This is a genomic window from Streptomyces tremellae, assembly GCF_039540215.1.
Taxonomy (GTDB): domain Bacteria; phylum Actinomycetota; class Actinomycetes; order Streptomycetales; family Streptomycetaceae; genus Streptomyces; species Streptomyces tremellae.
In genome coordinates, this window is record NZ_BAABEP010000064.1 from 14,712 (window position 1) to 33,580 (window position 18,869).

Below are 18,869 nucleotides of genomic sequence, written 5' to 3' on the forward strand. Positions count from 1 at the left end.
CCGCATTTGTCCCTACCGTTAGTGTGGTGGCCCGTCCCTGACGCTCAGCGCCCCCTGGAGGGCGGAACCCCCGGCCGGAGGGCCTTTCACCTCGATGTCCGCCACCACCGCAGCGTTCGTCCCCGCCACCGATGGCGGTCCCGCGCCCACCGCACCGCCCGAGTACCCGCGCCACGTCGTGACCGCGGTCCTCGTCTCGCACGACGGTGCGCGCTGGCTGCCCGACGCCCTCACGGGCCTGCTGGGCCAGGAGCGGCCCGTACAGAACGCCGTCGCCGCCGACACCGGCAGCGCGGACAACTCCGCGCAGCTGCTGGCCGAGGCGTTCGGCGCCGACCGCGTCCTGCACCTCGCCCGCAGGTCCGGCTTCGGCACCGCCGTCGAGGAGGCCGTGCGCACCGCGCCCGCCCTCACCCCCGACGACCTGCCCTACCTGCGGCGGCCGAGCGGCTGGGACCCGGTCACGCGCACCTGGCGCGACGAGGCGTACGAGATGCCGGAACTGCCGTACGGCGAACCGGTGCAGTGGCTCTGGCTCCTCCACGACGACTGCGCGCCCGCACCCGACGCGCTCGCCGAACTCCTGCGCGTCGCCGACTCCGACGAGCACGCCGCGATCGTCGGACCCAAGCTGCGCGGCTGGTACGACCGCAGGCAGCTCCTCGAAGTCGGCGTCTCCATCGCCAACAGCGGCCGCCGCTGGACCGGACTCGACCGGCGCGAACAGGACCAGGGCCAGCACGACCAGGTCCGCACCGTCCTCTCCGTCTCCAGCGCCGGCATGCTCATCCGCCGCGACGTGTGGGAGGAACTCGGCGGCTTCGACCGCGGCCTGCCCCTCATGCGCGACGACGTCGACCTCTGCTGGCGCGCCCACGCGGCAGGCCACCGCGTCCTCGTCGCCCCCGACGCCGTGCTGCGGCACGCGGAGGCCTCGGCCCGCGAGCGCCGCACCGTCGACTGCGTCGGCCGCTCCGCCACCAGCCCGCACCGTGTCGACAAGGCGGGCGCCGCCTACACGATGCTCGTCAACGCCCGCGGCGCCGCGCTCCCGTGGGTGCTGCTGCGGCTCGTCGTCGGCACCCTCCTGCGCACCCTCGGCTATCTGCTCGCCAAGGCGCCGGGACAGGCCGTCGACGAGGTCACAGGACTTTCCGCCACCCTGCTGCGGCCCGGCAGGATCCTCGCGGGCCGCCGCGCACGCGCCGGCGCGTCCACCGACTTCGCCGAGCTGCGGCCCCTCTTCCCGCCGCCGGGCGCCACCATCCGCGCCACCGTCGAACAGGCCGCGGCGAGCCTCGGCGCAGGCGGCGCGACCGACGCCGAGACCGGCGGCTCCCGCCACGGCGTCGTCGAGTCGGGCCCTGGCGGCGACGACGCGGACTACCTGGAGATCGAGCAGTTCGCGCGGCTGAAGAAGCTCGCGCGCAGGCCGGGACCCGTACTCTTCGCGGTCCTCCTCGTCTTCTCCCTCATCGCCTGCCGCGCCCTGCTCAGCGGCGGCTCCCTCGCGGGCGGCGCCCTGCTGCCCGCCCCCGAGCACGTCTTCGAGCTGTGGGACCGCTACGCGGACAGCTGGCACGCCGTCGGCACGGGCGGCACCGAGACGGCACCCCCGTACCTGGCGGTCCTCGCCACGCTCTCCGTGCTGTTCCTCGGCTCGACCGGCCTCGCGCTGACCGTGCTGCTGGTGTGCTCGGTCCCACTCGCGGGCGTCAGCGCCTACTTCGCCTCGCGCTCCCTCGTCCCCTCGCGGCTGCTGCGGGCCTGGGCCGCCGTCGTCTACGCCTTCCTGCCCGCCACCACCGGCGCGCTCGCCACCGGGCGGCTGGGCACCGCCGTCCTCGCGATCCTGCTGCCGGTCGCCGCGCGCGCCGCGGTCTCCGCGTACGGACTGCGCGGCGGCGCGCGCGGCACCTGGCGCGCGACCTGGGCCTACACCTTCCTGCTCACCGCCACCACCGCGTTCACGCCCGTCGTGTGGCCGCTCTCGCTGGTGCTCGGACTCGGCGTGCTGGTGCTGCGCCGCCGCGAACTCGGCGCGTACGGGCTCCGCGTGCTGGCCGCCGCCGTCACCCCGCTCGTGCTGCTCGCACCCTGGTCCCTGACGCTGCTCACCAGCCCCGGGGACTTCCTGCGCGAGGCCGGGCTCGACTACGGCTCAGGCGCCGCGTCCGCGCTCGACCTGCTCGGCATGGACCCCGGCGGCCCCAAGGCAGTCGGCGGCGTACTGATGCTCGGCGTCGTCCTCGCGGCGCTCGCCGCGCTGCTGCGCACCGAGCGGACCTTCGCCGTGCGGACCGCGTGGGCCGCCGCCCTGGTCGCCCTCGTCTTCGCCGCGGCCGCCGACCACGCGGGCTGGGCGGGCCCCGCCACCCTGGTCTACGCGGTCGCGCTGCTCGCCGCCGCCCTCGTCGGCGCGGACGGCGCGCGGCTGCGCGTCGCCGAGCTGAGCTTCGGCTGGCGGCAGCCGCTCGCCGCGCTCATCGCGGTGCTCGCCGCGGTCGCGCCGCTGGTCGCCGCGTTCAGCTGGATGGTCACCGGGGCGGCCGGGCCGCTCCAGCGCACCGACCCCGTGCAGGTTCCCGCCTTCGTCGCCGAGGAGTCGACCACCTCGGACCAGCCCCGCACGCTGGTGCTCAGCGGCACCTCGCCAGGATCGGTCGCGTACAGCCTGGTGCGCGGCGAGGGCGCCAGGCTCGGCGACGCCGAGCTGACCAGGGCGGCGGGCGACGATCCACGGCTCGACAAGGTCGTCGCCAACCTCGTCGCGGGCTCCGGCGCCGACCAGACGGCCCAGCTGCGCGGCTTCGCCATCCGCTACGTCCTGCTGCGCGACGGCGCGCCGCGCCAGATGAGCCGCGTCCTCGACGCCACCCCGGGCCTCAGCAGGCTCAGCCAGCTGGACGGCAGCGAGCTGTGGCGCATCGACCAGCAGGTCTCCCGCGTCATGATCGTCCCCCCGCCGTCCGCGGGAGCGGCCGCGGGCACGGGCGACACCGCGCCGCCCGTCTCCGTGCCCGCTTCCCCGGTCGACGCGCACACCACCATTCCCGCAGGACCCGCGGGCCGTGTCCTGCGGCTCGCCGACTCGGCCTCGGACGGCTGGCAGGCCACGCTCGACGGCAAGCCGCTCACCAAGGCCACCGTCGACGGCTGGGCGCAGGGCTTCCAGCTGCCCGCACAGGGCGGCAGGCTCGACCTGACCTACGACGAGCCGTTCACCCACACCGCGTGGGTGTGGCTCCAGGGCCTGCTCGGGCTCGTCCTGCTCGTCCTCGCGCTGCCCGGCGGCCGCCGGGACGTCGACGACGACCTGCCTGATGAGGCGCTGGCCGCGGTCCCGCCCGAGGCGCTCGAAGGCGAGGGCCGCAGGGCCCGCAGGCTGCGCGCGGCGGCCGAGGTCGAAGCGGTGGACGCGGCGGCCGCGGCGGCCGAGGAGGCGGTGCGCTCCGGCGCCGTCTACGACCCGTACGAGGCACCGGGGACCGCGGAGCAGTACGCGGCCGAGCCGCCGTACGGCACGGACGCGTACGGCACCCCCGCCCCCGAGCCGCAGGGCGAAGAACCCGAAGAGGCCGACGTCTTCACCCCGCGGCAGCGGTTGCCCCAGGAGGCCGCGGCCCAGGACACCGGGCCCCGGGAGGGCCCGGCCGAGGCGGATCCGTACGCCGCCGTGCCGCACCAGCAGCAGCCGTACGGCGCCTGGGAGGCGACGGGCCGGGAGGGTTACGAGGCCGAGGGCGGCGAGTACCCGCAGCAGGCCGGCTACCAGGCCGGTTACCCCCAGCAGGGCGGCTACGCGGACGGGCAGGAGCAGTACGGCACCGGCGACCCCTACCAGGGCGGCGGCCAGTACGCGGACCCCCAGCAGTACGCCCCCTACGGCGACCAGCAGCAGTACGCGCAGCAGCAGTGGGGCTACGGCGCCTACCAGGACCCGGCGCAGCAGGGCTACGACCCCGCGCAGTACGACCCGTACGGCTACGGCGGACAGGTCCCGTACCAGCAGCAGGGCCACGAGCAGGCGCAGGGCCGGGGCCGGCAGTACGGCGACGACCAGGACCACCAGGACCAGCAGTACGGCGACGACCAGGACGGCGCCCGGCGGGCGCAGCACCCGGACGGGAGCGGCAACCAGTGAACCGTACGACTCTCTCCCTGGGCGCGGCCGTGGTCGCGCTCGCGGCGGTCACCGGGATCGCCTCCGCGACCTCGGGCGGCGACGGCGCAGCAGCCGCCGCGTCGTCCCCCGCGCGGCTGCCGGTCGAGCGGTCGAGCGCGCTGTGCCCCTCGCCCGGCGACTCGCAGACCGCCGACACCACGTACACCTCCGTCACGCCGAAGGGGACGGGCGTGGCGCCGGACGGCGACAGCGCGGCCGCCCTCGTGCCGGCCGCGACCGGCGACGGCCCGGGTGCCGGGCCGTCCGCGTCGAGCAAGAAGAAGTCGAGCAAGAAGAACACGACCGGCAAGGGCGGCAAGGCGACCGCCTCGGCGTCCCCCTCGGCCTCCGGCACCAAGCCCCTGCTCTCCCTGAAGCAGCCCGGCACCCCCGTCACCGCGACCGCGGGCGACGACCCGGCCGCGCTCGTCGGCACCGCGACCGGCGCCCTCGCCCCCGGCTGGACGACCCAGGAGACCACCACGGACGACGTCGGCGACGGCCGCGGCGTCGCGGGCCTCACCTGCACCGCCCCCGACACCGACTTCTGGCTGCCGGGCGCGAGCACCGCCAAGGACCGCGAGGACTACGTCCACCTCACCAACCCCGACGACTCCACCGCCGTCGTCGACCTGCGGCTCTATGGCAAGAACGGCGCCCTCAAGTCCGACACGGCGGACGGCCTGCCCGTACCCGCGCACTCCAGCGTGCCCGTCCTGCTGTCGACGCTGACCTCGCAGGCCGAGGACGACGTGACCGTCCACGTCACCACGCGCAGCGGCCGGGTCGGGGCGGCGCTGCGCGCCTCGGAGGGCGACACCGGCGTCGACTGGCTCGCGCCGTCGGCCGACCCGGCGCCCTCCCTCGTCCTGCCAGGCATCCCCGCCGACGCCTCCGACGTGCGGCTCGTCGTCTTCGCGCCCGGCCAGAACGACGCGGACCTCAACCTGGAACTGTCAGGACCGACCGGCGGCATCGTCCCGGCAGGACACGAGTCGCTGCACGTCAGGTCGGGGATGACGGCATCCGTCGACCTGAAGGACGTGACGCGGGGTGAGGCCGGCTCGCTGCTGCTCACCCCCTCGTCGGGCGACCGTCCCACGCCGGTCGTCGCGGCGCTCCAGGTGGTGCGCGGCAAGGGCGACGACCGCGAGATGGCGTTCATCCCCGCCACCGCGCCCGTGACGGCCCGCGCGACCGCCGCGGACAACCGAGCCAAGGGCTCCACCCTGTCGCTGACCGCGCCCCGCGGCGCCGCCGAGGTGGCGGTCACCGCGTCCGCCGGCACCGGCGGCGGGACGCCCGCGACGAAGACGTACACGGTCAAGGCGGGCACCACCCTCGCGGTGACCCCGCCGGTCCCCGCCGGGCTCAAGGGCTCCTACGCGCTGACGGTGGAGCCGAAGTCCGGTGGCCCCGTGTACGCGGCGCGGACACTGGCCCTGCCGAAGGACGGTGTTCCGATGTTCACGGTGCAGACGCTGCCCGACGACCGCGGCACGGTCTCCGTGCCCGCGGCCAGGCAGGACCTGTCGATCCTCACGTCCGAGGACTGACGGCCCGGGGGCGGCCCCGCCCCGGCGGGCGCGCCTCAGTCCTGCCCGTAGCGGGGGTCCACGGACTCGGGGGAGAGGCCGAGCAGCTCGGCGACCTGCTCGACCACGACCTCGTGGACGAGCAGGGCCCGCTCGTCGCGGCTCTTGGTCCTGATCTCCACCGGCCTGCGGTAGACGAGGATGCGCGCGGGCTGCTGCTTGCCCGCCGGCACGGAACGGCCGAGCGGCACCGAGTCCTCCTCGCGCCCCGGCACGTCCATCACCATGAACTCCACGTCGGCCAGCTGCGGCCATCGGCGTTCCAGCCGGTCCACGGAGTCCCGCACGAGATCCTGGAAGGTCTCGGCGCGGCTGGCGGAGAGCGGCACCTGCGGCGGGGCGACGGGGCCGCGCATCCCCCGGCCGTGGCGGTCGCGGCGGCGCGGCCTCGGCTCGGCCCGGGGCGGCGGCGGTACGGAGCTGTCCATCACTGACGCAGGGTACTTCGCGGGGCCCGCGCGGGCCCGTCACCGGCGGCCCCGCGGGCCGCCGGGGCCCGGAACGCCGCCCCGCGCGGCCCGCCGCGAGCGCTCAGGGTCACCGAACAGCTGACAGAGAGTCAGCTGTGCCGGATCTCACAGGGCGACACGGGCGGGTGACGTGCAGCTGAGTCGTCGCGGGCCGCTCAAGAGTGCGGTACCGTCCAACATCGTGAGCCCTGTACGTCGCTGTTCGCGCACCGCTTGCGGCCGTCCCGCCGTGGCGACGCTGACGTACGTCTACGCCGACTCGACCGCCGTCCTCGGCCCGCTCGCCACCTACGCGGAACCCCACTGCTACGACCTGTGCGCCGAGCACAGCGAGCGCCTGACCGCGCCGCGCGGCTGGGAGGTCGTACGGCTGACGGACGCCTCCGCGCCCTCCCGCCCCAGCGGCGACGACCTGGAGGCCCTGGCCAACGCCGTCCGCGAGGCGGCACGCCCCCAGGAGCGCACGGCCGAGGCAGGCGGCAAGGGCGCCCCTGGCGCCGACCCCGTCGAGGTCGGGCGCAGGGGCCACCTCCGGGTCCTGCGCAGCCCCGACTCCTGACCCGTACCGCCGCCTGACCTCCGGGAGCGCCGTCCGCGCGCCGGCCCCTGCGGGTACGGTGAGCCGACTGCCCGTGCGAACGACTCAGGAGACACCCGGTGGCCGACGCGGACCTGTCCCAGCTCGTGAAGGCGTACGACGTGCGCGGCGTCTACCCCGACCAGCTCGACGAAGGGCTCGCCGAACTCTTCGGCGCCGCGTTCGCCGAGGTGACGGCGGCCCGCGAGATCGTCGTCGGCCACGACATGCGCCCGTCGAGCCCCGCGCTCTCCGCGGCCTTCGCGCGCGGCGCCACCGCGCGCGGCGCCGACGCCGTCCTCATCGGGCTCTGCTCCACCGACCAGCTGTACTACGCGTCGGGCTCGCTCGGCCTGCCGGGCGCCATGTTCACCGCCTCCCACAACCCGGCCCGCTACAACGGCATCAAGATGTGCAGGGCGGGCGCCGCGCCGGTCGGCCAGGACACCGGCCTCGCCGACATCAGGGCCCGCGTCGAGGAGGCCCTCGGCACCGGACTGCCCGCGTCCCGCACCGGGCGGATCACCACGCGGGACACGCTGGCCTCCTACGCCGCCTACCTGCGCGGCCTCGTCGACCTCGGCTCCATCCGCCCGCTGAAGGTCGTGGTCGACGCGGGCAACGGCATGGCCGGCCACACCGTGCCCACCGTCTTCGAGGGCCTGCCGGTCGATCTCGTACCGCTCTACTTCGAGCTCGACGGCACCTTCCCGAACCACGAGGCGAACCCGCTCGACCCGAAGAACCTGGTCGACCTCCAGGCCAGGGTGCGCGCCGAGGGCGCCGACCTCGGCCTCGCCTTCGACGGCGACGCGGACCGCTGCTTCGTGGTGGACGAGCGCGGCGAGGGCGTCTCCCCGTCCGCCGTCACCGGCCTGGTCGCGGCCCGCGAGCTGGCCAGGCACCCGGGTGCCACCGTCATCCACAACCTGATCACCTCCTGGGCCGTGCCCGAGGTCGTGCGCGAGCACGGCGGCACCCCCGTCCGCACGCGCGTGGGCCACTCCTTCATCAAGCAGGAGATGGCGCGCACCGGCGCGGTCTTCGGCGGCGAGCACTCGGCGCACTACTACTTCAAGGACTTCTGGAACGCCGACACCGGCATGCTCGCCGCGCTGCACGTGCTCGCCGCCCTCGGCGCCACCGACCGGCCGCTGTCCGAGCTGCTCGGTGCGTACCAGCGCTACACCGGCTCAGGCGAGATCAACTCGACCGTCGCCGACCAGCCGGGGCGCACGGCCGCGGTGCGCGCCCGCTACGCGGACCGCGACGACGTGGCCTTCGACGAGCTCGACGGCCTGACCGTGACCTCCAAGGACTGGTGGCTGAACGTCCGCGCCTCCAACACCGAGCCGCTGCTGCGCCTGAACGTCGAGGCCAGGGACGCGGCCACCATGGCGGCCGTCAGGGACGAGGCGCTCGCGGTCATCAGGGCCGACGCCCCGGCCTGACCCCTCAGGGCGCCGTCCGCGCCGCACCCTCCGCAGGCACGAGCGCGGCGCGGCGCGGCAGCAGCAGCGGCGTCGCGAGCAGCAGCAGACCGGCGGTCGCGAGCGCGGCGCGCGGCCCGACCGCGGAGGCGAGCAGCCCCCACAGCGCGGTCATGGCCGCGATGGACGCCTTGGAGGTGACCGACCAGGCGGAGAGCGTCCGCGCCACCCGGTGGCGCGGGGCCTGTTCGAGCCGGTACGCGGCGAACACCGGGTTGAACACGCCCGCGCAGCAGATCAGCCCCAGCTCGACGCCCATGACCAGGGCGAGGCCGCCAGGACCCGGCCGCACGAACGCCAGCCACGGCAGCCAGCACGCCCGCAGCGCCCCCGCCGTGCGCAGCACCCGGTCCCTGCCGAACCGCGCCACGAGCCGGGGCGCGGCACGCGACCCCGCGAGCCCGCCGAGGCACGGCACCGCGAACGCCAGCCCGTACTGCCAGGGCGCGAAGCCGAGCGGGCCGAGCATCAACAGCGCGAGCAGCGGCGCCGTCGCCATGATCAGTCCATTGACCAGGACCGAGTTGAAGAACAGCGGGCGCAGCGCCGGATGGGCCAGCACGCAGCGCCACCCGTCGAGCAGGTCGGCGGCCCTGCGGGGCGCCACCGCGGGAGCCGGCGCGGTCGAGGGCTCCTCCCGTACGCCCATCGCGCGCAGCGCGCCCGCCGAGAGGAGGTAGCTGACCGCGTCGGCGACCACCGTCGCCACCGGGCCGAACAGCCCGATCATGGCGCCGCCGAGCGGTGGCCCCAGCACGCTCGCCGTCCACTGCGTCGACTCGAACCTGCCGTTCGCCGCCAGCAGGTCCGCGGGCCGCACCAGCGTCTTGACCAGGGCGCCCGAGGCGGCGGTGAAGGTGATGTCGGCCGCCGCGACCGCGACCGACACCGCGAGCAGCTGGCCGAACCCCAGCACGCCGAACAGATGGGCGACCGGCAGGCTCAGCACGGCCGCGCACCGGGCGAGGTCCATCGCCACCATCACGGGACGCTTCTCGCGGAAGTCCGTCCACGGGCCGAGCGGCACCGCCACGAGCGCCCCCACCGCGGGCCCCACGGCCGCGAGCGCCGAGACCCCGGCGGGCCCCGAGTGCAGCACCAGGATCGCGATCATGGGGAGGGCGTCGAAGGCCAGCCAGGTGCCGAAGGTGCTGACCGCGTACGCCGCCCAGAGCCAGGCGAAGGGCCGGCCGAGCCCCGGGTGCCGCCCGCCGGTGCCGCCCTCGTCCCCTGCCGCCGCCGGCCGGCTGCCGTGCATCGTCGCCCCTCCCGTCCGGCCGCGCGCGGCCCAGGGCGGTCCCCGGGGGGCCTCGGTGCGGCAGGAGGCGATCCAACCCGGCCCGGCGGGCGGCAGGCAAACGGCGCCCAGGCGGCCGGCCACACCCCGCGGTGGCGCGGGGCCGCCGACCTGCCGGGCCCGGCTGGGCCTGCGGGCAGCCGGACGCCCGCGCGCCGGACGTGGCGGGCCGTGCCCGTACGAGGGCGGCGGGCCGCGCCCGTACCGCACGCCGGGCCGCCCGCCACCGGCGGTACGCTGACGAGGCCAGACACCCACCCCGAAGGGACCCCGCCCATGCCGCTCGAAGCCGGTCTCCTGGAGATCCTCGCCTGCCCGGCCTGCCGTGCGCCGCTCAGCGACCGGACCGCGGCGGACACCCCGGAACTGGTGTGCACGAACGAGGAGTGCGGGCTCGCGTACCCGGTGCGGGACGAGATCCCCGTCCTGCTCGTCGACGAGGCCCGCCGCCCGGCGTAGCCGGCGCCCGCCGCGTACCGAAGGACCCGGAGGGGCCCACACATGCTCGACGAGTCCATGCTCGACGCCCCGGACGAACTCGCCCGCGCCGACCACCGCGCCCTCCTGCGCGGCGCCGCAGAGGCGGGCGCCCACGTGCGGACCGCGCTGCGCAACGCGGACGAGGCCGGGCTCGCCGCGCTCACCCCCGAGGGCAGGCCGCGCACCGTCATGGTCGCGGGCTCGGGCGCGGCGGCCGCCGCCGTCGCCGACCTCGTCGGCGCGCTCGCCGGCGCCGTCGCCCCGGTGGTCAGGCTCCGCCCCACCGGCGTCGCGCTCGCCGCGGGCGCCCTGCGCTGGTCGCTGCCCGGCTGGACCGGCACGGTCGACCTGCTGCTGATCGTCACCACCGACGGCGGCGAACCCGGCCTCGGCCTCCTCGCCGAGCAGGCGTACCGGCGCGGCTGCACCGTCGTCGGCGTCGCGCCGCGCGGCTCCCTGCTCACGGAGACCGTCGACGGCGTACGAGGCCTGCTGATCCCGATGGCCACGGCCCCCGGACAGCTGTACGCGGCGCCCTACGACCCCTCGGGGGCGTCCTACGGCCCCGCCCGCGGTGAGGACCCCGCGCCGCCGGCGCCCGAGCAGGTGCCCGCGAGCCCCGGCGCGCTCTGGGCGCTGCTCACCCCGCTCCTCGTCCTGCTCGACCGCATCGGCCTCGCCGCCGCGCCGCCCGAGGCGCTCGCCCGCCTCGCCGACCGGCTCGACCGGGTCGCCGAGCGGTGCGGCCCCGCGGTCGCCACCTACAGCAACCCCGCCAAGACACTCGCCGTCGAACTCGCGGAGAGCCTCCCGCTGATCTGGACCGAGGGCACGGCCGCCGGACCCGCGGGCCGCAGGTTCGCGGCCGTGCTCGCCGAGCTCACCGGCAGGCCCGCGCTCGCCGCCGAGCTCCCCGAGGCGCTCGGCGCGCACGGCGCCCTGCTGCGCGGCGCCCTCGCGGGCGGCGGCGACCCCGACGACTTCTTCCGCGACCGCGTCGAGGAACCTGAGGCGCTGCGGGCCCGGATCGTGCTGCTGCGCGACCGCCCCACCGGCGCGCTCTCCGCGGCCCCGGCGGCCCGCGAGGCGGCCGCCGAGCACGGCGCGCCCCTCAGCGAACTGGAGCCGCCGGAGGCGGAGGGGAGCGGCCCGGACGGTGGAGACGGCGGTTCCGGTGAGAACGGCGGCAGCGGCGGAACCTTCGGCAGCGGCGGGACCTTCGACAACGCCGGAACCTTCGGCAGCGGCGGGAACGGCACGGATGCCCCGGGCGCGCCCGGCAGCGTGCTCGAAGCTCTCGCGGAGCTCGTCGCCGTCACCGACTTCGCCGCCGCGTACCTGGCCCTGGCGGGTCCGGGTTCCTGACCGCGACCCGGCGACGCGCCGGGTACCGCCGGACGCGGACCCGCCCGCGAACCGGTCGGCCCCGCCCAGGCGCACGACCGGTCCGCGCCCCGAGGCGGGGGAGACGGCCCGCCGCACCGGGGCCCGCAGCCCACGTTCCGGAGCCGGGCGGTCCGAGTCCCGGAGCGTACGGCCCGCAGCTCACGGCCCGGGGCCCGCAGCTCACGGCCCAGAGCCTGCGGCCGAAGCCTGCGGGCCGAGGTCCCGGAAGGCGGACACCTCCCCAGCCCCGAGAGCCCCCACTCCAGGAGCCGTCAGATCGAAGCCCGGAGGTGTGATCCGAAGCCGAGCCCCGAGTCCCGGAACGCGGACACCTCCCCAGCACCGACAGCCCTTGAGCCCCCGGCCCGAAGCCGCCGCTCCGAGTCCCGGTGCTGCGGGAACCCCGCAGCACCGAAAGCGCAGAAAGTCCAGAAGGCCCCAGCGAGCCGAGACTCCCAGAACGCCCCGCAAGCCGGGGCCCCGGGAACGCCCAGCAAGCCGAAACCCCGAGAAGGAAGCCCGCACCATGGACCGCCTCTCCAACCCCGTGCGCCCCTACGCCTGGGGCTCCACGACCGCCATCCCCGAACTGCTCGGCACCGAGCCCACCGGCGAGCCGCAGGCCGAGGTGTGGATGGGCGCCCACCCGGGCGACCCGTCCCGTGTCGTCCGTACGGCCGCGGACGGCACCGCGCGCGAAATCCCCCTCTCCGACGTGATCGCCGCCGATCCCGAGGGCGAACTCGGCGCCGCGGCCGTCGCGAAGTTCGGCCCGCGCCTCCCGTTCCTCCTCAAGCTCCTCGCCGCGGGCTCCCCGCTCTCCCTCCAGGTCCACCCCGACCTCGCCCAGGCCAAGGAGGGCTACGCGGACGAGGAGCGCAGGGGCGTTCCGCTCGACGCGCCCGAGCGCAACTACAAGGACGCCAACCACAAGCCCGAACTGATCTGCGCCCTCACGCCCTTCGAGGGGCTCTGCGGCTTCCGACCCGCCGCCGAGGCCGCCGCCGTGCTGGAGGCGCTGGACGTCGACTCGCTCAAGCCGTACGTGGACCTCCTGCGCGCACGGCCCGAGGAGGCCGCCCTGCGCGAGGTCCTCACCGCGGTCCTCACCGGCGACCCCGCCGCGACCGCCGCCACCGTGGCGGAGTCCGCTGCCGCCGCCGAGCGCCTCGGCGGCCCGTACACCGCGTACGCGTCGATCGCCCGCCACTACCCCGGCGACCCCGGCGTCATCGCCGCGATGCTGCTCAACCTCGTCACCCTCGCACCGGGCGAGGCGATGTTCCTCGGCGCGGGCGTCCCGCACGCCTACCTCAGCGGCCTCGGCGTCGAGATCATGGCCAACTCCGACAACGTCCTGCGCTGCGGCCTCACCCCCAAACACATCGACGTGCCGGAACTGCTGCGCATCGTCCGCTTCGAGGCGAAGGACCCGGGCGTGCTGCGCCCCGCGCCGGACGCGGAAGGCGCCGAGGTGTACGCCACCCCGATCGACGAGTTCCGCCTCTCCCGGTACGTCCTGCCGGAGGGCGGTGCCTCTCGCGACCTGACGGCACCGTCGGCCCCGCAGATCCTGCTCTGCACGGCCGGCACGCCCCGCGCCGGCGACCTGGACCTCAAGCCGGGCGACGCCGTCTTCACCGCCGCGGGGGAGCGCGCCGAACTGTCCGGCCCCGGCACGGTGTTCCGCGCCACGGTGGCGATCTGACCGGCGGCCGGGCACGGCGGGGCCCTGTACCTCGTACCCCGTACCCCGTACCCCGGCCCGCCGCGCCCGGCCGAACCGGACCGCGGCCCGGCCGGCCCGGCCCGTACCGCTCCGGCCGCCCCGCGCGGCTGCAACAATGACCGGCCGTACGGGCGGCGCACGCCGGCCCGCGCGACGACAACCCGGGACCACACCCACCGCGAGAAGGGACACCGCGCACCTCATGAGCGCGCAAGGCGGAACCAAGGCGATCGTGGCGGCGCTCGGCGCCAACCTCTCGATCGCGGCAGCCAAGTTCGTGGCGTTCCTGTTCAGCGGGTCGTCCTCGATGCTCGCCGAGGCCGTGCACTCGGTCGCCGATTCGGGCAACCAGGGGCTGCTGCTGCTCGGCGGCAAGCGCGCCCAGCGCGCCGCCACCGAGGAACACCCCTTCGGCTACGGCCGCGAGCGCTACATCTACGGCTTCCTCGTCTCGATCGTGCTGTTCTCCGTCGGCGGGATGTTCGCCGTCTACGAGGGCTTCGAGAAGATCAAGGACCCGCACCCGCTGGACGACTGGTACTGGCCGGTCGGTGTGCTGGTCTTCTCCGTCGTCGCCGAGGGCTTCTCCTTCCGCACGGCGATGAAGGAGTCGAACGCCACCCGCGGATCCATGTCGTGGACAGAGTTCATCCGCCGCGCCAAGGCCCCCGAGCTGCCCGTCGTCCTGCTGGAGGACTTCGGCGCGCTCATCGGCCTCGTTCTGGCCCTCGGCGGCGTCGGCCTCGCTCTCGGCACCCACAACGGCGTCTGGGACGGCATCGGCACTCTCTGCATCGGCACGCTGCTGATCGTCATCGCGCTGGTGCTCGCCGTCGAGACCAAGTCGCTCCTGCTGGGCGAGTCCGCGGGCGCGGAACAGGTCGCGAAGATCCGGGAGGCCGCCGTCGACGGCGACACCGTGACCCGCGTCATCCACATGCGCACCCAGCACCTCGGCCCCGAGGAACTGCTCGTCGCCGCCAAGATCGCCGTACGGCACGACGACACCGCCGCGGAGGTCGCGGCGGCCATCGACGCGGCCGAGGCGCGCATCCGCGAGGCCGTGCCCATCGCGCGCGCCATCTACCTCGAACCCGACATCTACAGCGAGACCGCGGCGACCGCCGGCGACGACCCCGCCGCGACCCCCGGTGGCCCGGGGCCGGCCCCCGCGTCCCACTGACCCACGCCCCGGGCCCCGCCCGGACACCCGGTCGCCCCGGGGCCCCCGCCGAGTCCGCCGGTCCACTGCGGCGGCCCGGGGCGACCGTGTAGATTCGTAAGGAAGCCAGACGTCGCTGCTGATGGCGGTCGGCCAGGCCCGCGCCGCGGACCTGGCCGAGGGAGAGAGGGGCCCGACGGACGGTGCCGCGTAGGCTCGGGCATTCGTATGCCCGTGCCGACAGAGCCAGCCGTACGAAAACCACCCTCGACCCTTACGAGGAGCAGCCCGAAATGACGACTGTCGCCAACCGACAGGACTTCAAGGTCGCCGACCTCTCGCTCGCCGAGTTCGGCCGCAAGGAGATCACGCTCGCCGAGCACGAGATGCCCGGCCTGATGGCGATCCGCAAGGAGTACGCCGAGGCCAAGCCGCTCGCCGGCGCCCGCATCACCGGCTCCCTGCACATGACCGTGCAGACGGCCGTGCTGATCGAGACCCTCGTCGCGCTCGGCGCCGACGTGCGCTGGGCCTCCTGCAACATCTTCTCCACCCAGGACCACGCCGCCGCGGCCATCGCCGTCGGCCCGGACGGCACCCCTGACAACCCGCAGGGCGTGCCCGTCTTCGCCTGGAAGGGCGAGAGCCTCGCCGAGTACTGGTGGTGCACCGAGCAGGCCCTCACGTGGCCCAACTCGCCCACCGGCGGCCCGAACATGATCCTCGACGACGGTGGCGACGCCACCCTCCTCGTGCACAAGGGCGTCGAGTTCGAGAAGGCCGGCGAGGCGCCCGCTCCGGAGACCGCGGACAGCGAGGAGTTCCGCGAGATCCTCACCCTCCTGAACCGCACCCTCGGCGAGAGCCCGCAGAAGTGGACCAAGCTCGCCTCCGAGATCCGCGGCGTCACCGAGGAGACCACCACCGGTGTCCACCGCCTGTACGAGATGCAGCGCGACGGCGACCTCCTCTTCCCCGCGATCAACGTGAACGACGCGGTCACCAAGTCGAAGTTCGACAACAAGTACGGCTGCCGCCACTCCCTGATCGACGGCATCAACCGCGCCACCGACGTCCTGATCGGCGGCAAGGTCGCCGTCGTCTGCGGCTACGGCGACGTCGGCAAGGGCTGCGCCGAGTCCCTGCGCGGCCAGGGCGCCCGCGTGATCGTCACCGAGATCGACCCGATCTGCGCGCTCCAGGCGGCGATGGACGGCTTCCAGGTCTCGACCCTCGACGACGTCATCGGTACGGCCGACATCTTCGTCACCACCACCGGCAACCGCGACATCATCATGGCCTCGGACATGGCCAAGATGAAGCACCAGGCGATCGTCGGCAACATCGGCCACTTCGACAACGAGATCGACATGGCCGGCCTCGCCAAGATCGACGGCATCGTCAAGTCCGAGGTGAAGCCCCAGGTGCACACCTGGACCTTCCCCGACGGCAAGACGATCATCGTCCTCTCCGAGGGCCGCCTGCTGAACCTGGGCAACGCGACGGGCCACCCGTCCTTCGTGATGTCCAACTCCTTCGCGGACCAGACGCTGGCCCAGATCGAGCTGTTCACCAAGCCGGAGGAGTACCCGATCGGGGTCTACGTGCTGCCGAAGCACCTCGACGAGAAGGTCGCGCGCCTCCACCTCGACGCGCTGGGCGTGAAGCTCACGACCCTCCGCCCGGAGCAGGCCTCGTACATCGGCGTCGACGTCAACGGCCCGTACAAGCCGGACCACTACCGCTACTGACCCGGCCGGCGGCGGGCCGCCGAGCGACCCGCCGCCCCGTGACCCGTCAGGCCCCCGCGCCCCGGCCGGGGGCCTGACCGCGCGGTACGCACCGGGACGGCCGGTGCCCGTACGAGGAATGGGCACGGGCACGACATGCGGCGTCGGCCGGGCAGCCGGCCCGCGGAGCGGGAGCCCGCCGGGCCGGCAGGCCGGTGTCCGGCAGCACGCAGCCCGCCCGCCCCGCCCGGCGGCCCGGAACAGCACCGCCCTCCCGGACCTGCCGCCCGGCGCCCTCCCCCTCCCCGGCCGCCGGCTCGGCCTCCGCCCGAGGACCCGCCGGGTGCCCGCCCGCACCACGGTCCACCCACCGCACGAACCCCAGGACCAACGCCATGCCCCGCGGCCGGTATTCGCTCCATGACCCGCACGACCACACCCCTCTCGCCCACGAGCACTTCCACTGCGCGCCCGGCCCCTCCGGCTGGCGCTACGTCGCCGAGCGGACGACCCCAGGGGGCGACCACGCGGGCTCCGTCGACCTGACCCTCGACGAACTCGGCCGGCCCGTCCGCCTCGAACTCCACGCGGGCGCCTGGCAGGTGCGTGGCGCGGCACTCGACGGCGTCACCTGGGTACGTACCGACCCCACCGGCGCCCACGCCACCGAGGGCAACGTACGCGCCCATGCCTTCACAGCCGCCTCCCCGGCGTTCCTCGTGGCCACCGCACTGCTCCTGCGCCTCACCCCCGGTTCCCCCGCGACGCGCGTACGCCTGGTCGCCCTCACGGACCCCGTCCTCGCCCCCCGCACCGTCGACCAGTCCTGGGCCCTGCTGAACAGTGAAGCGCACGCCACTGACAACGGGCCCCTGATCGTGGACGAATATGAGGTCAGCGAGCTTGACACGGGGGAGCAGCACGCTGTGCACCTGGCCGGCGACGTGGTCCTCTCCGCCCCCGGCATCGAACTCGAAGACCTCAGCGACCCGCCCTCCGCCTTCCGCGACCGCTGAGGCCCCCCGGGCCGCGGTGCGCGCCCTCAGGCCGGCGGCACGAACCCGGTCGCGGGCCCCAGCAGGAGCCGGGCGTTCGGCCTGTTCAGCGGGCGGCATGCGTGCGGCGGGCGGCATGGAGGCGGCCGACCGCGCGGCCCTCGCGGGTGACCCGGCGCCGCCTGTGACGGCGGTCGCCCCGGCCGTGCCCGCCCCTGAGGCACCCGTTCCGGTCGTACCGGCCCCGGCCGCACCCGGCGCGGCCCACCTCGACGGCCCGGCGGCATCCCGCACGGCCGGCCAGGAAGCGGACACCCCCACGGGTCCGCCCCCGCTCCCGCCACGCGCGCCCCCGCCTCCGCCGAACGCGCGGCGCGCCCCACGTGCCTGTCGCTCCTGGAGCACCGCGGCCAGATACGCGTCCGGCGCCACGCCCCCCGGCGCCGGAGCGCCCGTACGCGCCGCCGCCTCGTCCGCGAGCCGCGGCGCCACCGACCGGCTCACTGCGGTGGGGCCGCCGCCTCACCCGCCTCGTCGCCGCCGCGCGCGCCACGGTCACCGGGGTACGCGCGGCGGGCCTGCGGAACGTGGTCCCCTTCCTGACCGGGGGGTTCCCCGCCGCGGTCTACCGCGCACGTCGTTGGCGGGTCCCGACCGCTCTGGTGTCCGTACTGCTCACCGCCCTGATGGGCTGGTGGATCGCCCACCACCCCGAGGTGCGGTCCGCGCTCGGTGGCCCGGCCGAGCCCCGCAGCATGGCCCGCCCGGGTGGGGAGTACGAGACGCACTACCCCAGCCACCCCGAAGCTTCCTTCGCCGCCCAGGTCTGGACGAACAACGCCGAGGCCGCGGGCCTGCGCCTGGTGCACGGTGCGTTTCTCTGCCTCCCGTTCCTCTGCCTCCCGGTCCTTTGGATCCTCTTCTTCACCAACGTCCTGAACCTGGCGCCGGGCGTCGGCCTCATGGCGTCCGCCGGGCGGCTGGACACGTTCCTCGGGCTCGTCCTGCGGCACGGACCGCTCGAACTCACCGCCGTGTTCCTCACCGCCGTGTTCGTCGCCACCGGAACCGGCCCGCGTCTCGGCTGGGCCGTGGTCGACCCCGGCCCGCTTCCGCGCAGGACGGCCCTGGCGCGAGAAGGCGCGGCAGCGGTCGGCATGGCGATCGGCCTCATCCTGGTACTGCTCGCGTCAGGCGCGATCGAAGGGTTCGTCACGCCCTCAGGCCTGCCGACCTGGGCCCGCATCGCCACCGGCGTCGCCGCCGAAGTCGCCTTCCCGGCCTACGTGTACGTGCTCGGGGGCCCGCGGTCCGCGCAGGCGAGACGGGCGACGTGGAGGCCGACGGCCGCAGCGCGGAACTGTGCCGAGCAGCCTGATGTGCACGCCACCTCCGCGACCTGTTAGGCTCGTCCGCACCCCAGGAAAACCGTTGACCCGGTCGCATGGGGACAGTAGATTCGTGTGGTTGCCGGGGCCGCTTGGACGGTCAGCAGGACAGGCGCTAACATCTACGAGGCTCACAGCCGGGAATTGAATTCCGGGCGAGCCCTTCTGATTCGAACTCAGAGCAGCACGGATACCGGGAAATCGGTACTCCACTGGTCTGCTACGATCAGGAAAGCGGAAAGCGGAAAGAGAAACGCGAAAACGTTCATCTGGAAGCAACCCCCTCTGACGGGGAATCGGACGGGAAACAGAGTCTGATAGAGTCGGAAACGCAAGACAGCAAGACAGCGCAACAGAAACACCGAAGGGAAAGCCCGGAGGAGCCCTGGGAGGGGGTCCGATGGA

The 18,869-nt window shown here is 75.0% G+C and carries 12 protein-coding genes and 1 pseudogene; 11 read left to right on the top strand and 2 right to left on the bottom strand.

Annotated elements, in window-relative coordinates; genetic code table 11:
- The first annotated feature begins 94 nt into the window (after positions 1-94).
- Both ABEA77_RS28750 and ABEA77_RS28755 read left to right on the top strand, forming a co-directional pair.
- Positions 95-4,144, top strand: a complete 4,050-nt coding sequence (locus ABEA77_RS28750; RefSeq protein ID WP_345653829.1) for a glycosyltransferase — start codon at positions 95-97, stop codon at positions 4,142-4,144.
- Complete coding sequence (locus ABEA77_RS28755) at positions 4,141-5,721, top strand: DUF5719 family protein (RefSeq protein ID WP_345653832.1); 1,581 nt, start codon at positions 4,141-4,143, stop codon at positions 5,719-5,721. Before ABEA77_RS28750 ends, ABEA77_RS28755 begins: the two co-directional genes overlap by 4 nt.
- A 35-nt stretch (positions 5,722-5,756) precedes the next feature.
- Here the strand turns inward: ABEA77_RS28755 and ABEA77_RS28760 are convergent, their stop codons facing one another.
- The gene (locus ABEA77_RS28760) at positions 5,757-6,188 is read right to left on the bottom strand and encodes a metallopeptidase family protein (RefSeq protein WP_345653862.1); all 432 of its coding nucleotides are present in this window, start codon (positions 6,186-6,188) and stop codon (positions 5,757-5,759) included.
- Positions 6,189-6,366: 178 nt separating this feature from the next.
- Between ABEA77_RS28760 and ABEA77_RS28765 the strand changes: the two genes are divergently transcribed.
- The gene (locus ABEA77_RS28765; RefSeq protein WP_425588406.1) at positions 6,367-6,789 is read left to right on the top strand and encodes a DUF3499 domain-containing protein; all 423 of its coding nucleotides are present in this window, start codon (positions 6,367-6,369) and stop codon (positions 6,787-6,789) included.
- A 98-nt stretch (positions 6,790-6,887) separates the two neighbouring features.
- Complete coding sequence (locus ABEA77_RS28770) at positions 6,888-8,258, top strand: phosphomannomutase/phosphoglucomutase (RefSeq protein ID WP_345653838.1); 1,371 nt, start codon at positions 6,888-6,890, stop codon at positions 8,256-8,258.
- A gap of 4 nt (positions 8,259-8,262) precedes the next feature.
- Here ABEA77_RS28770 and ABEA77_RS28775 read toward each other — a convergent pair whose 3' ends face one another.
- Positions 8,263-9,555 carry an MFS transporter gene (locus ABEA77_RS28775; protein WP_345653841.1) on the bottom strand — a complete coding sequence of 431 codons (1,293 nt, stop codon included), beginning with the start codon at positions 9,553-9,555 and terminating at the stop codon, positions 8,263-8,265.
- Between the two features lie 315 nt (positions 9,556-9,870).
- On the opposite strand from ABEA77_RS28775, the gene ABEA77_RS28780 reads away from it, so the two are divergent.
- The 7 genes and pseudogenes from ABEA77_RS28780 to ABEA77_RS28810 all read left to right on the top strand — a co-directional run.
- Entirely contained in the window at positions 9,871-10,053 is a 183-nt protein-coding gene (locus ABEA77_RS28780; RefSeq protein WP_345653844.1) for a Trm112 family protein, read from the top strand.
- Between the two features lie 42 nt (positions 10,054-10,095).
- Complete coding sequence (locus ABEA77_RS28785; protein WP_345653847.1) at positions 10,096-11,439, top strand: SIS domain-containing protein; 1,344 nt, start codon at positions 10,096-10,098, stop codon at positions 11,437-11,439.
- 547 nt (positions 11,440-11,986) lie between these two features.
- The gene (gene manA / locus ABEA77_RS28790) at positions 11,987-13,168 is read left to right on the top strand and encodes a mannose-6-phosphate isomerase, class I (RefSeq protein ID WP_345653850.1); all 1,182 of its coding nucleotides are present in this window, start codon (positions 11,987-11,989) and stop codon (positions 13,166-13,168) included.
- A gap of 223 nt (positions 13,169-13,391) precedes the next feature.
- Complete coding sequence (locus ABEA77_RS28795; protein WP_345653853.1) at positions 13,392-14,372, top strand: cation diffusion facilitator family transporter; 981 nt, start codon at positions 13,392-13,394, stop codon at positions 14,370-14,372.
- Positions 14,373-14,644: 272 nt separating this feature from the next.
- The gene (ahcY, locus tag ABEA77_RS28800; RefSeq protein WP_345653856.1) at positions 14,645-16,102 is read left to right on the top strand and encodes an adenosylhomocysteinase; all 1,458 of its coding nucleotides are present in this window, start codon (positions 14,645-14,647) and stop codon (positions 16,100-16,102) included.
- Between the two features lie 374 nt (positions 16,103-16,476).
- Positions 16,477-17,097, top strand: coding sequence for a hypothetical protein (locus tag ABEA77_RS28805; protein ID WP_345653859.1), 621 nt, complete (start codon positions 16,477-16,479; stop codon positions 17,095-17,097).
- A 497-nt stretch (positions 17,098-17,594) separates the two neighbouring features.
- Positions 17,595-18,454: pseudogene (locus tag ABEA77_RS28810) on the top strand (stage II sporulation protein M); the annotation flags it as partial.
- Positions 18,455-18,869: the final 415 nt, after the last annotated feature.